At 70.1% G+C, this 13,449-nt stretch carries 8 protein-coding genes; 7 read left to right on the top strand and 1 reads right to left on the bottom strand.

The window, feature by feature from the left end:
- Positions 1-64 precede the first annotated feature (64 nt).
- Complete coding sequence (eccCa, locus tag ACWCV3_RS27355) at positions 65-4,036, bottom strand: type VII secretion protein EccCa (protein ID WP_451229510.1); 3,972 nt, start codon at positions 4,034-4,036, stop codon at positions 65-67.
- Between the two features lie 554 nt (positions 4,037-4,590).
- On the opposite strand from eccCa, the gene eccD reads away from it, so the two are divergent.
- The 7 genes from eccD to ACWCV3_RS27320 all read left to right on the top strand — a co-directional run bounded on the left by eccD (position 4,591) and on the right by ACWCV3_RS27320 (position 13,446).
- Positions 4,591-5,991, top strand: coding sequence for a type VII secretion integral membrane protein EccD (gene eccD, locus ACWCV3_RS27350; protein ID WP_451229507.1), 1,401 nt, complete (start codon positions 4,591-4,593; stop codon positions 5,989-5,991).
- 21 nt (positions 5,992-6,012) lie between these two features.
- Positions 6,013-7,461, top strand: a complete 1,449-nt coding sequence (gene eccB / locus ACWCV3_RS27345; protein ID WP_451229504.1) for a type VII secretion protein EccB — start codon at positions 6,013-6,015, stop codon at positions 7,459-7,461.
- 383 nt (positions 7,462-7,844) lie between these two features.
- A complete protein-coding gene (locus ACWCV3_RS27340) occupies positions 7,845-8,201 on the top strand; it encodes a hypothetical protein (protein ID WP_451229501.1) in 357 nt (118 codons plus the stop codon).
- Positions 8,202-8,285: 84 nt separating this feature from the next.
- Positions 8,286-8,615 carry a WXG100 family type VII secretion target gene (locus ACWCV3_RS27335; RefSeq protein WP_451229498.1) on the top strand — a complete coding sequence of 110 codons (330 nt, stop codon included), beginning with the start codon at positions 8,286-8,288 and terminating at the stop codon, positions 8,613-8,615.
- Positions 8,616-8,796: 181 nt separating this feature from the next.
- Positions 8,797-9,300, top strand: coding sequence for a type VII secretion system-associated protein (locus ACWCV3_RS27330; RefSeq protein WP_451229495.1), 504 nt, complete (start codon positions 8,797-8,799; stop codon positions 9,298-9,300).
- Positions 9,301-9,416: 116 nt separating this feature from the next.
- Positions 9,417-12,899: an AAWKG family protein gene (locus tag ACWCV3_RS27325; protein ID WP_451229492.1), complete on the top strand. Its 3,483-nt coding sequence runs from the start codon at positions 9,417-9,419 to the stop codon at positions 12,897-12,899.
- 124 nt (positions 12,900-13,023) lie between these two features.
- The gene (locus ACWCV3_RS27320) at positions 13,024-13,446 is read left to right on the top strand and encodes a YbaB/EbfC family nucleoid-associated protein (RefSeq protein WP_451229489.1); all 423 of its coding nucleotides are present in this window, start codon (positions 13,024-13,026) and stop codon (positions 13,444-13,446) included.
- Positions 13,447-13,449: the final 3 nt, after the last annotated feature.

Raw genomic sequence — 13,449 nt, 5'->3', positions numbered from 1 at the left:
GCGCCGCGGCGCGCCCCCGGCCCCCCCCCGCCCCCGGCACCCACCCCGCCAGGAGGTGTCTGCCCTACGACTCCTGGTCCTCCAGCACCGCGGTCTGCACCTGGGTCTGCTTGCGGCGCGTCACCCGCGTACCCCGGCCCGGCGGCAGGTTCCGGCCCTTGACGCTGCCCAGGATGAAGCCCTCCGACGGCGGGCACGACAGCAGCAGCGTCGGGGTGTTGACCTCCTGCATGCGGCGCAGCATCGGTTCGCCCAGTCCCCGGCCCGCGCCGGCGGCGGAACGGGAGACGACCATGTGCAGGCCGACCTCGTAGCCGAGTGCGAGGTGGTTCAGCAGCGGGTCGAAGGGCGCGTTCATCGCGCTCGTTCCCAGCATGTCGTAGTCGTCCACGAGGATGAACAGCCGCGGACCGTCCCACCAGTCGCACGTGCGCATCCGGGCCGGCGTGATCTCCGGACCCGGCACCCGTGCCGTCACCGCGCGGGCGGCGCCCGCGATGAGCTCCTTCAGGGCGTCCATCGACACCGCGTGGCCCAGGCGGTACTCGTCCGGGATCGCCTCCACCAGCGCGCGGCGGTAGTCCACGACCATGATGCGCGCCTCGGCCGGGGTGTACCGGTCCATGATGGCCTTGGCCGTCAGGCGCAGCATGTTGGTCTTGCCGCTCTCCGCGTCGCCGACCACGATCATGTGCGGGGTCTCGGAGAAGTCGTGCCACACCGTGGACAGACGCTCCTCCTCCAGGCCGATGGGCATCTTGAAGTCGCCCTTCGGAGCCGGGAGCGCGGAGAGGGGCAGCCGGGTCGGCAGCATCCGGACCGGCGGGGCCGGCGGGCCCTGCCAGCTCTCCCGCACCGCCGCCACCAGACCGGCCACACCGTCGGACAGGTCGTCCGCGGACTCCACACCGTCGATCCGGGGGAGTGCGGTCAGGTAGTGCAGCTTGGCGTCGCGCGTCAGGCCGCGGCCCGGCAGCCGGGGTACGGTCGCGGCGCGCCGCATGTCGATCTCGGAGTCCATGGGATCACCCATCCGCAGCTCCAGGTGGGTCGCGGCCTGGTCCCGGATGGCGGAGGTCAGTTCCACCCAGCGGGAGGTGGTGACGATCAGGTGGATGCCGTAGTTGAGACCGCGCGCGGCGATCGAGCCGAAGGTCTGGATGTACCGGTCGAAGTCCTGGCGCACCGTCGACCAGCCGTCGATCACCAGGAACACGTCCCCGTGCCGGTGGTCGGGGAACTCCCCGGCGGCGAGGCGGCGCCGGAAAGTCGCCATGGAGTCGATGCCGTTGTCCAGGAAGAACCGCTCGCGCTCCGCCAGCAGCGTGGTGACCTCGGCGACCGTACGGCCGACCCGCTCGGTGTCCAGGCGTGCCGCGACTCCGCTGACGTGTGGCAAGCCGGCCAGCCCGGCGAGCGTGCCACCGCCGAAGTCGAGGCAGTAGAACTGTACTTCGCGCGGGGTGTGGGTGAGCGCCAGCGAGGTCATGATCGTGCGCACCATCGTGCTCTTGCCGCTCTGCGGCCCGCCCGCGACGGCGATGTGACCGCCCGCGCCGGAGAGGTCGACGGTCAGCAGGTCGCGGAGCTGGTCGAAGGGGCGGTCGATGATGCCGATGGGGATGGTGAGCCGTCCCCGGTGCGCCGATCCCACGGTGGTCAGACCCAGTTCGGGGTCGGGGGTGAGCGGCGGCAGCACCTGGTCGAGGGTGGCGGGCAGGTCCAGCGGCGGCAGCCACACCTGGTGGGCCGGCGGGCCGGCGTTCAGCAGCCGTTCCACGGCCACGGAGAGCAGGCTGTCCCCGGTGTCCTCCTGCTCGGGGGCGGGTTCGGGGGGCGGGCTGTCCGGCAGCCGGCGCGGCACGACGTAGCCACTGGTCCACGGGACGGTTTGACTGGCCACCCGCGCCTGGTTGGCGCTGCCGCCCCGTCGCTGGTACGGGCCGGAGACGTACGCGGCGCGGAAGCGGGTCAGCGCCTCCACACCCGACTTGAGGAAGCCGCTGCCGGGCGCCGGCGGCAGCTGGTACGCGTCCGGTACGCCGAGGACCCCGCGGCTCTCCATGGCGGAGAACGTACGCAGACCGATCCGGTACGACAGGTGGCTCTCCAGCTGGTGCATCCGGCCCTCGTCCAGGCGCTGGGACGCGAGCAGCAGATGTACACCGAGGGACCGGCCGAGGCGGCCGATCATCACGAACAGCTCCATGAACTCCCGGTGCGCCGCCAGGAGCTCGCTGAACTCGTCGACGACGACGAAGAGGCTGGGCAGTGGTTCCAGCGGTACGCCTGAGGCGCGGGCCTTCTCGTAGTCCAGCGCGGAGGTGTAGTTGCCCGCCGACCGCAGCAGTTCCTGACGGCGCATCAGCTCACCGTGCAGGGCGTCCTGCATGCGGGACACCAGGGCGGCCTCTCCCGCCAGGTTGGTGATGACGGCGGAGGTGTGGGGGAGTTCGTCCAGACCCAGGAAGGTGGCACCGCCCTTGAAGTCCACGAGGACGAAGTTCAGTGTCTCCGAGGAGTTCGTCAGGGCGAGCGACAGGACGAGGGTGCGCAGCAGTTCGCTCTTGCCGGAGCCGGTGGCCCCGATCAGCATGCCGTGCGGTCCGGTGCCGCCCTGGGCCGACTCCTTGATGTCCAGTTCGACCGGCTCGCCGTCGGCCCCGACCGCGATCGGCACCTTCAGCCGGGTGGGTCCGGTGTGCTGCCGCCACAGTGTCTCCGGGTCGTGGCGGTGCAGGTCGGGGATGCCCAGCAGGGTGGTCAGTTCGACGTTGGCGGACAGCGGCTCGGACGAGTCCGAGGCCGTGCCCAGGCCCATGCGGTACGGGGCGAGCCGCCGCGCCAGGGTCGTGGCGCCGGTCAGGCCGAGGCGGTCGGGCCTGCCGAGCCGGGTGGTCTGCTCCTTGCGCTCGCGGTCGGTGCGCACCAGCCCGAGATCGTCCTCGCCGACCTCGAAACGCAGGGTGATCCGGCCTGGCCGCCAGGAGAGGGCGCCGCTCAGGTCCAGGACGACCGCGTTACGGAAGCCGGCGCCGTCCAGGCGGTGGCCTGCCGGGACGGTTCCCCCGTCCACCACGATCACGGTGAAGGGTTCCTCGCGGCCGGGTACGGCGTCCGGGTCGAACGGAGGCCGCTCCATGAACTCGGCGCCGAGCAGGTTCTCCAGCTCACCCAGGGCGGAGACGGTCATGCGGGTCGGACCCGCACCGTCCGTGTCGTGCGGGTGGAGGCTGTGCGGGAGCCACTTGGTCCACTCCCAGTCCGCGCGCCGCTCGTCGGACACGCACAACGCGATCCACACGTCGTCGGGCGAGTGGAAGGTGGCCAGCTGGGCGAGCAGTGCCCGGGTCACGGACCGTATCCGCTCCTCGTCGCCCCGGAAAAGTACCCGGGCCCAGGCCCGCAGGTAGATGGCGATGGGCTGTTCCGGCACCGTCGAGTAGGCGCGGATGAAGCTGCGCAGGGCGTGCGCGCTGAGCGGTTCCAGGTCCTCGACGGGGTTGGTGGAGTTCGGGGTCAGCTTCAGGCTCAGCTTCTGCTCACCGACCGCCATCCGCACCTCCCCGAAGTCCTCGTCGCGGGGCCGCCGTTCCCACAGCCGGGTGGTGCCCGTCATGGACCACAGGGCGGCGGGCTCGGGGTGGCGCCAGGCCAGGGCCAGCTGCTGGTCCACGACGGCGCCGCGGACCTTGCGCCGGATCTGGGTGAGGTAGCGCAGGTAGTCCCGGCGCTCGCCCTTCAGCTTCTGCTTGCGCTCGGCGGCCTTGCGCATGAACTGACCGATGAACATCGCCGCGGCCCCGAGCACCATCAGACCCAGGGCGATGTAGATGAACCCGCCGGAGCCCCGGTTCATACCGGGCCGCATGAACATGAACATCATCGAGACCGACATCAGGGCCATGGGGAGGTACGTCCACACGGCGGAGGTGTCGGGCACGGTCTCGGGGAGGATCGGTGGTTCCTGGAGATTCAGCTCCCCGTCGGGCATCTCCGGGCCCCGGCGTCGGGCCGGGCGGCGGAACAGGACCACACTCAAGGAACCGTCTCCTTACGGGGCGAGGGGGGAGAGCGGGCGGAACGACGTCGACGTCGTCGCCGGCGGCACCCGTCGTGGTCGGCACGGTGCCAGGACGCCGGACGGGGGCCTCGCTGTCGCACGCACCCTACGCCGCGCGTCCGGCAGGCGGCGACCGGGCGTCCGGCAGGCGCCGTACGACGACCGTGGCCACCGCGCCGCCGTGTCACGATCTCGCTACAGGACCGGTCGCCGGCCGGAACCACGGCGGGTGTGACGGTACCCGCGGGACGTGACGCGCACCCCGTCCGTTCACGACCTCTTCCGCGTCCGTACCCCGACGCCCTCCGTGCCGCGTCGTACGGTCAGCCCGCGGTCACGTCGCGTTCCCTGCCCCGGGGCGCGTCGCGCTGGACGGGCAGCTGATACTACGATCATTGTGCCGACCGTCAACTACCGCCTCATGACGGGGTTTTAGAGTCCCCCAGCCACGTGTGATGTCCGGCGGTGTGTCAGACGGCGTTCCCTGACCGTTCGCAGCAGTAACCGGAGAAGCGTGAGCCATCCCGATGACTGACACTCAGGTGGCCGAGCTGTGCCGTCTGACGGTACGAGCCCCCGCCAGGACCATCGATCTCGCCGTGCCCGCCGACGTCCCCGTGGCCGACCTGCTGCCCGCGGTGCTCGGATACGCCGGGGACGACCTCGAGGAAGCCGGTATCGACCACGGCGGCTGGGTACTCCAGCGGCTCGGCGGCGAACCACTGGACGAGGAACGCACCCTCGACTCCTACGGACTGCGCGACGGCGACACCCTCTACCTCCGACCACGCGCCGAAGCCCTGCCGGAGGTGCACCTCGACGATCTCGTCGACGGCATAGCCACCACGATGCGGGACCACCCCTTCGGCTGGACCCCCAAGATCAGCCGGTGGGTGCTGCTCGGCGTCGCGGTCGCGGTCCTGGCGGCGGGCATGGTGGTGATCGCGTGGCCCGGCGGCTCCGCGCTGCCCCGGGCCGTGTTCGCGACCGCCGCCGGCCTGCTCCTGCTCGCGGGTGCGGGCGCGGCGAGCCGGGCGGTCGGGGACGCCGGCGCAGGAGCCGCGCTGGGCTTCATGGTGGCGCCCTACCTGGCCCTGGCCGGGTGGCTGCTGCCGGGCGGCGCGCTCAGCGGGCCGCACGCGCACGAGACGCTGGGCGCCCGACTGCTGGCCGCCGGCGCCGCCGCGGCGGGCGGAGCGGTGCTCGCACTCGCCGTCGTGGCCGCGTTCGCCGCGCTCTTCCTGGGCATCGCCGTCGTCTCGGTCTTCGCGGCCCTGGCCGCCGTCCTGCTCATCACGACCGACCTGGCGCCCGTGCACGCCGCCGGGATCATCGCCGTCCTCGCGGTGGTCCTGGGCGCCTTCGTACCGTCACTGGCGTTCCGGATGTCCGGGATGCGCATGCCGCCCCTGCCGACCAACGCGCAGCAACTGCAGGAAGGCATCGAGCCGCACGCCACCTCCGTGGTCTCGGCCCGCGCCGTCCTCGCCGACGGCTGGATGACCTCGCTGTACGGGGCGGTGGGCGTGGTGGGCGCCGGATGCCTCGTCGCGCTCGCCCGGGAACGTGAGCCGGCCGAGATCATCATGACGGTGGCGCTGTCCCTGCTGCTCATCCTGCACGCCCGGGGACTGGGCAACATCTGGCAGCGCATGTCGCTGGTGGTACCGGGCGTCGCGGGGCTGGTCCTGCTGGTGGTGGTCGCCGCCCCGGCCGCGACGGCGGGTACCCGGCTGGTGGCGGCCGCGGGTCTGCTGGCCGCCACGGCGGGGCTCGCGATCGCGGCCTGGACCGTACCCGGCCGCCGGCTCGTGCCGTACTGGGGCCGCGCGGGCGAACTGCTGCACTCGGCCCTGGCGGTCAGCATGCTGCCGCTCGCGCTGTGGGTGCTCGGCGTGTACGGCACCCTGCGGTCCATCAACGGCTGACCGGAAGGGAGACACGCTGCCATGCAGTCCAAACGCGACCAGGTCCACGCCCACATGTTCGTCATGGGCCGGCTGACCTCGGGCATGCTGCGCGCGGATCCGGACGCTCCGGAGAGCCCCCAGGGGCGGACCAACCGGGGGGTGGTGATCGGCATCGTGATCGCCGTCCTCCTGTCGGCCGGCTCCTTCGTCCTCGGGCTGCTCAAACCCGGCACGAAGGACTCCTGGCGAGCGGCCGGAACCCTCGTCGTGAACAAGGACACCGGATCCCGCTACCTCTACCTGGACGGGCGGCTGCGGCCGGTGCGCAACTACGCCTCGGCGCGGCTGCTCGGGGGCGCCGACATGAAGGCGGTGACGGTCGGCTCCGGCTCCCTGAAGGGGACGCCACACGGGTCACCCGTCGGCATCACCGGGGCCCCGGACGCGCTGCCCGGGAGCGAGGACCTGAACACCGGTCCGTGGCGGGTCTGTTCGGGCAGCGGGACGGGCGCCACCGGCACCACCGTCGCGGTGGACTCTTCCGCCGACGCCGCCGGCCTGCCCACCGGCGAGGGCATGCTGGTGACCGGGCCGGACAAGGCCGGCTACCTGGTGTGGCGGGGGAGCAAGCTCCGGCTCGACGAGGACAGCCGCGCCCGCGAGGCCCTCGGCTACGGCTCCGTCCCGCGGCTCCCCGTCTCGGCGGCCTTCCTGAACGCCCTGCCGTCGGGCCCCGACCTGCGCCCGCCGGACGTACCCGGCAAGGGCAAGGACGGGCCGCCGCTGGGCGGCAGGGAGTCCCGGATCGGCGAGGTCTTCCGCGTCACGGTGCCGGGCTCCGCCGACCGCTACTACCTGCTGCGCGAGGAGGGGCTGACCCCCCTCACGTCCACCGGTGCCGCGCTCGTGCTCGGGGACCCGGAGACCCGCGAGAAGGTCTACGGGGGCGGTGCTGCGAAGCTGACCACCCTGGGCGCGGACGTCCTCAGCGGCCATCTGGCCCCGGGGGCGGGCGAGACCGCCGAGGACCCGGGCCTGCCTTCGGCGCCGCCGGAGGCGGTGGTCCTCGGCGAGGACCGCACCGTCTGCGTGAGGATCGAGCCCGGCGAGCGCGGCCCGCGGATCAGTGTGGCCCTGACCGGGACGGGCTCCCTGGGCCCGGCCGCCCAGGCACCACCCGAGGGACTCACCCCCGCCTGCATGCCGGTCGGCACGATCACCGTACGGCCCGGCGGCGGGTCCCTGCTGCGCGCGCTCGGGGCGGGCGGGAGCAAGGTCGGCACCACCGTCTACCTGGTGACGGACACCGGGATGAAGTACCGGGTGGGTACGGCGGACGCGCTCGGGGCACTGGGCTACACGCAAAGCCAGGTGCGCGGACTTCCGGCGCCCCTCCTGGCGATGCTGCCGACGGGGCCGGACCTGACGACGGAGGCCGCCGCCACGGGCCGGAGCGCGAACACCACTCCGCGCTGCGACCGGAAGTGACGGGGCCGTCGTACCGGCCGCGCGGTGGGACCAGAGAACGCGTCGAGAGGGGGAAGGAAGGTGAACACCAGGTGAAAGAAAGAGAATTGACCGTGCCACCCGCAACGTGACGGGAGCATCAGCCGTCCTTGTACGGGAAGGTACGAGGTCTCGGCTGACGGTCGGGACGGATATCTCCCACCTCCGAGCCCCGCGGGCAGCGGGACCGAAACATCCGGTCGGAGCCGAGAAGGTGACTCAGGCCATTGAATCGCCAACTCCTTTCTCCTTAGGCTCCATTCGTCCGAACCATCCGGGCGCCGGTCCTCCGACCGCGTCCGGCCACGCACCGCGCTGTCTGCGTCCGAGGACCGGCGGCGTGACACTCCAGGAGGAGCAGGCACATGGCAGGCACAGGCGGACAGCAGTCACTGGCATCAGCGACACAGAACGGTGTCACCGCGCTGGAGATGGCCTTCACCGGCGTGCAGAAGAGCCGCCAGGACGTGGAGAACATGAAGCACAACCTGTCCTCCGGTTATGCCGGTAGCGACGGTGGCGCCTTCCAGAAGCTGCTCGACCGGTGGGACGGTCAGGCGGAGATCATCTCCAGCAACCTCCGCGACATGATCACGACGCTGGAGGAGACGATGCGCGCGCAGGGCATCCAGCAGTCCACCGCGAACGAGTCCATCCAGCAGGCGTACAACCGCTCCGAGGAGATCTTCAACGCCCTGGCGGGCTCCACCGCCGGTCGCTGATCACCGCTCCCGGATCCCTGACCGGCACCCGGGCGCCGCGACACCCTTCCCCTCTGCACTATTCGGCGCGAGACGAGGACCACCATGACCCCCCCGCTTGACTTCACCGACGGCCAGATCTACGTCGACTACTCCCACATGCAGAACGCCGCCGACGACATGGTCCAGCAGACCAAGGCGATCGACAGCATCCTCACCAACCTGGAGGCGGAGCTCCAGGAGCTCCAGAAGACCTGGGAAGGTGACGACAAGGCGGTCTACGCCCAGAAGCAGGCGTCCTGGAACAACGCCGTCGAGGAGATGAAGCGCATCCTCGCCGAGAACTCGGCCCTGCTGACCGACGTGTCCGACAGCTACCAGTACAGCGAGAAGTCCCTCACATCGCTCTGGGAGAGCGTGCGCATCGGCGGCTGACCGGAGGGCGACACGCCCTCGGTTCTCTTCGGGCGGCCGTCCGCGTGTGTCACGCGAGCGGCCGCCCGCTGTCGTGAGGCCGACGTGCCGCCGCCCCCGTTCCGCATGGATCGCCGGCGCCACCCGCCCGCGCGGAACGCCCGAAGTCGAACGAACCCCATGGAGACAGGAGTAGTACGGCATGGCGGACAACCCCCCCGCAGTCAATCTCAACAAGGCATGGCTGCAGGACTTCCTCGACAACGAGGTCAGCCCCTTCCTCGCCGCGATCAAGAAGATGAGGGAGGACGGGGACTCACCGGACGGGGTCCTCGTACCCGCCATCCCGAATCTGCAGGGCGCGGGGGAAGGAGCTGCCACGGCACCGGGCTTCTCCGACGGCCAGAAGGTGCCGCTCGCGATCGGGACCATGGCGAGTGAAAAGGAGGGCCGAACCAACGGCAGCTACCTGATCGAGTCCCTGAACGGGATGGTGGACCAGATCGACGAGATCCTCAAACTCCAGGTCTCGCTCTTCGAGGAGATCGAGGAGAACCTCGACGACACCATCGCGGAGATGTTCAAGACCCAGGACGACAACCTGGAGAAGATCGACGGGAAGAAGTTCATCGACTTCTTCGAGGGCGTGGACGAGGTGCTCTCCGAGAGCGGCGACGGCTCGGACAAGGGCAAGGGAGAGGACTGAACCCTCGCGCTCACTCGGCGCAGCCGTCTTTCCACGCGTCCGCCGACGCCGTGTCACCACAGTCACCTGGCCGGCCCGATTCCCCCCATCCGCCCTGACCGAGAAGGCAGCCTGGCATGGCGCTCGACGACAGCAAGATCACCAAACAACTCTCCGGCACCAATGACAAGTGGGCCGAGGCGGTCAGCTTCTTCACGGGATACACGGCGCCGGCCAGAGGTGATCTGTTCAACACCCTCGTCGGTAACGAGGGAATCCCCCTGATGAAGGTGGAGATATCCGACGTGGGCTATGTCGACTACGTCGACACCGAAGACCTGAACTGGTTGTACGAGAACGCCGGCTCCGACATCCAGAACACCGACTTCGTCATCCCCTTCTACTACACGTCGGGTGGCGCGGGTTCCGACGTTTCCATGTACAAGGCCCGCATCACGCTGCTCGGCAACAAGGGGGACGGCCGGATCCCGGCTCAGGGCTACTACGAGGGCGGGCAGTTCTCCAGCGCCATCGACGGCCACCTGGGTATGGACGGCAAGGCCACCTGGGACAGCGCTCCACTGACCCAGTACGCCTTCGGCACCGGGCTGGCTCTGCAGGAACTGCGAAACAACGAGAAGGAAGGCACCTACGGATTCAGTTGGGGTGGAAAGGACGTGGCGGACGCGGATTCCGTCACCCTCGCCAACTTCGACGTGGTGGCCGGAGCCTTCGACCGGGTCGCCCAGTTCTTCGCCACGCAGCAGAAGGTGGTGGAGGAGTGGCAGAGCAGCGTCGGCAAGGAGAAGAACGACGCATGGCGGGGCAAGGCGGCGGGCGTCTTCTGGGACCTCGTCAACAAGGTCAACAAGCAGTACTCGGACTATGCGGAGGACATGGGGTCGAGTACGGGCTACTCCAAGCAGGGTGAAGAGATCCGGCAGGCCAAGAAGGATCTCGCGGACGCTGTGGCGGACCTCCACAACGTCTGGATGAAATGGGAGTGGGAGTACGGAAACCCGCTGATCGTCCTGCACAAAGTGCTCTCCGCCGTGATGAACTTCGTCTGGGACAACAACATCACGAAGATCACCTACGAGATCGAAACCTACGGGACGTACGGAGGAGGATACAGCTCCTACACGAACTACATCGCGGAGGGCGGATTCAACAACAAGGCCGCCATCGACGCGATCAAGGGATCGGGCGACATGCCCCTGAGCGCCGCGGCCCAGGAATTCGGTGACCTCAAGGATCTCGAAACCTGGGTGAAGATCGGGAACAAGGCCCTCGAGATGTGGCAGCAGACCATCGAGGACAACCTCGACGTGGCGGCGACCGCGGCCATGGAGAAGGTGCGCGACAGCTGGAGCAACAGCAGTTTCGACCTGGGTTCCGTGAAGTCCCGGGGCACCAGCAGCACCCTCGCCTCGGATTACAAGGAGGAGAAGGCCGAAGTCGCGGAGGAGGAGGCGAAGAAGAAGGAGGACGAAGCCGCGGCCGCGGCCGCGGCCGCCGCCAAGAAGCAGGACGAGTTCATGCAGTGGCAGAAGGAGCAGGCTGCCAAGGCGGAGGAGGAGCGGAAGAAGGAGAAGGAGGAGGCGGAGCGCAAGGAGAAGGAGGCCAAGGAGGAAGCCGAACGCAAGGAGAAGGAGGCCGAGGCGAAGGCGGCGGAGCAGGAGGCCAAGCAGGAACAGAAGGAGAAGGAGGCCGAGGCCAAGGCGGCGGCCAAGGAGGCCGAGCAGGAGGCCGAGGCCGAGGAGGCGAAGAAGGAGCAGGCGGCCAAGGAGGCCGAGGCCAAGGCCGAGCAGGAGGCCAAGGAGAAGGAGGCCGAGCAGAAGCAGGCCGAGCAGGAGGCCAAGCAGGAGGCCAAGCAGGCCGAGCAGGAGGCCAAGCAGGAGGCCAAGGAGAAGGAGCAGGAGGCCAAGCAGGCCGAACAGGAGCAGAAGCAGGAAGAGATCCGCAAGGAGCAGGAGGCCAAGCAGGCCGAGGCGCAGGCTCGTGCGGAGAACATGCAGATGATGCAGATGAAGCAGGCGAAGACCGAGCAGGAGGAGGCGAAGAAGGAGCAGGCGGCCAAGGAGGCCCAGGCCAAGGCCGAGCAGGAGGCCAAGGAGAAGGAGGCCGAGCAGAAGCAGGCCGAGCAGGAGGCCAAGCAGGAGGCCAAGCAGGCCGAACAGGAGGCCAAGCAGGAGGCCAAGGAGAAGGAGCAGGAGGCGAAGCAGGCGGCCAAGGAGAAGGAGGCCGAGCAGAAGCAGGCGGAGCAGGAGGCGAAGCAGGACCGCATCCGCACCGAGCAGGAAGAGCGCCAGGAGCAGCAGCAGGCCGAACAGGAGAAGAAGCAGGCCGAGGCGGAGGCCAAGGCGGAGGCCAAGCAGGCGGAGCAGGAGGCGAAGCAGGAGGCGAAGGAGAAGGAGGCCGAGCAGAAGCAGGCCGAGCAGGAGGCGAAGCAGGAGCAGAGGCAGGCGGAGGCGGAGGCCAAGCAGGAGGAGATCCGCCAGGAGCAGGAGAAGAAGCAGGCCGAGGCGCGGACCGCGTTCGACAACTCCCGTCGGGATCTCCTCGGCGGCGGCGATCTGCCTGACCTGTCCTCCACTCACATCTCCGGCCCCGTCAACGACGGCGTCCTGGACCTCCCCGGCGGTGGCGAATCGCGCATCGACTCCGGCGGCCGGGTGATCACCGACTACCCCGACGGCTCCACCGTCACGATCGACCCCGCCACCCACTCCTCCACCGTGACCAGGCCCGACGGATCGACCATCTCCGGGCCGCTCAACACCGGCGACCTGCTGCCCGTCCCCGGCGGCGGTACCACGCACCTGGACCCCGGCGGCAACGTGGTCACGGAGCTGCCGGACGGCTCCACCCAGACGATCAACCCGGACACGGGCACCACCACCATCACCCGTCCGGACGGCTCGACCCTCTCCGGCTACCTGGACGGCTCCGGCCCGTCCGTCACCGGCTCGGGCCACCTCGACAACGGATCGTTCGACTACAAGCCTCCGTCCTACGACTACCCCTCCTACGAGGAGGAGTTGTTCGACGACAAGCCCTACGAGTCGCCCCTGGCCGGCAGCGGGGCCTCCGGCGGGACCACCACCCCCGGTCACAACCGCCCGTTCCTCAACAGCGGCGCTTTCCCCGGTCCCCCCGGGGGGTCCATGGGCGATCTGGGTGCCGGCACCGGCACCGGGGCGGGCACGCCGATGGGCGGCGGCATGGGCGGCGGCATGGGCGGCGGCATGGGCGGCGGCATGGGCGGCGGCATGGGCGGCGGTATGGGCGGTGCCGGCGGAGGTCAGTCGGACTCCGGCGAGCGCGTCCGCAACGTCATCGACGGCGAGGTGGTCAAGAACCGCCGCCCGCGGCCCGGTGCGGGTGCTCCCGTCAGGAACGGCCGGTACGCGGACGACGAGGTGCGCGTCGCCACCGGCGCCCCGACCGCCGGCGGTACGCCGTTCCTCCCGCCGGTGGCGGGGGGCGGCGCCGCCGGCGCGCCAGGACAGCAGACACAGACCCAGAGCGGTGACCGCGCACGGGACTCGTGGGTGCCGGAGGACGAGGACGTGTGGGGTGCGGACGAGGGTGGCGCGCCCGCGGTGATCGGACGGTGACCCGTAACGTGGCGGTCGCGGGAGTACCCCCAGCGTCACCTGAACGGGGGGCAGTTGGCGTTGCGCACACGTGTACGGCAGAATCACGTACGAGCAGGTGGAGAGGGAACCGTTGAGCGAGTCGATGGAACAGAAGCTTGCCGAGGCCATGGCCGAGCTGACGGCCGTGCAGGAGGCCGTCGCACGGGCGGAGAGCGAACTCGGCGAGGCCTCGGCCACGATCCGGTCCCGGGACCGGGCCGTGGAGGTCACCGTGGGCCCGCAGGGCGAGCTGACGGGGCTCAAGTTCCCGGACAACAAGTACCGCGGCATGACGGGCCCTCAGCTCGCGGCCTCCGTGCTGGAGGCGGTGCAGGAGGGGCGTGCGCAGATGGCGCGCAGAGTGATGGACGTCTTCGAGCCGCTGACGCGCGCGAGCGGCGGCCCGACGGGCCTCAGGGGTGTGGACATCGACTGGGACCGGGCGTTCGGCTCGGCCCTCGACAGCCCGGACGGCGGGAGAAGGGGCTCGGCGGCCCGCCTGCACGACGAGATCCACGAGGACTGACTT

The organism is Streptomyces sp. NPDC001781 (genome assembly GCF_053596035.1).
The sequence above is the reverse complement of the archived record's forward strand: the minus strand, read 5'-3'. Positions and strand labels throughout refer to the sequence as shown.

Excerpts from the sequence above, each read along its gene's own strand:
- eccD (WP_451229507.1), top strand. The coding sequence starts at position 4,591 with ATGACTGACACTCAGGTGGCCGAGCTGTGCCGTCTGACGGTACGAGCC.
- eccB (WP_451229504.1), top strand. The coding sequence starts at position 6,013 with ATGCAGTCCAAACGCGACCAGGTCCACGCCCACATGTTCGTCATGGGC.
- ACWCV3_RS27340 (WP_451229501.1), top strand. The coding sequence starts at position 7,845 with ATGGCAGGCACAGGCGGACAGCAGTCACTGGCATCAGCGACACAGAAC.
- ACWCV3_RS27335 (WP_451229498.1), top strand. The coding sequence starts at position 8,286 with ATGACCCCCCCGCTTGACTTCACCGACGGCCAGATCTACGTCGACTAC.
- ACWCV3_RS27330 (WP_451229495.1), top strand. The coding sequence starts at position 8,797 with ATGGCGGACAACCCCCCCGCAGTCAATCTCAACAAGGCATGGCTGCAG.
- ACWCV3_RS27325 (WP_451229492.1), top strand. The coding sequence starts at position 9,417 with ATGGCGCTCGACGACAGCAAGATCACCAAACAACTCTCCGGCACCAAT.
- ACWCV3_RS27320 (WP_451229489.1), top strand. The coding sequence starts at position 13,024 with ATGGAACAGAAGCTTGCCGAGGCCATGGCCGAGCTGACGGCCGTGCAG.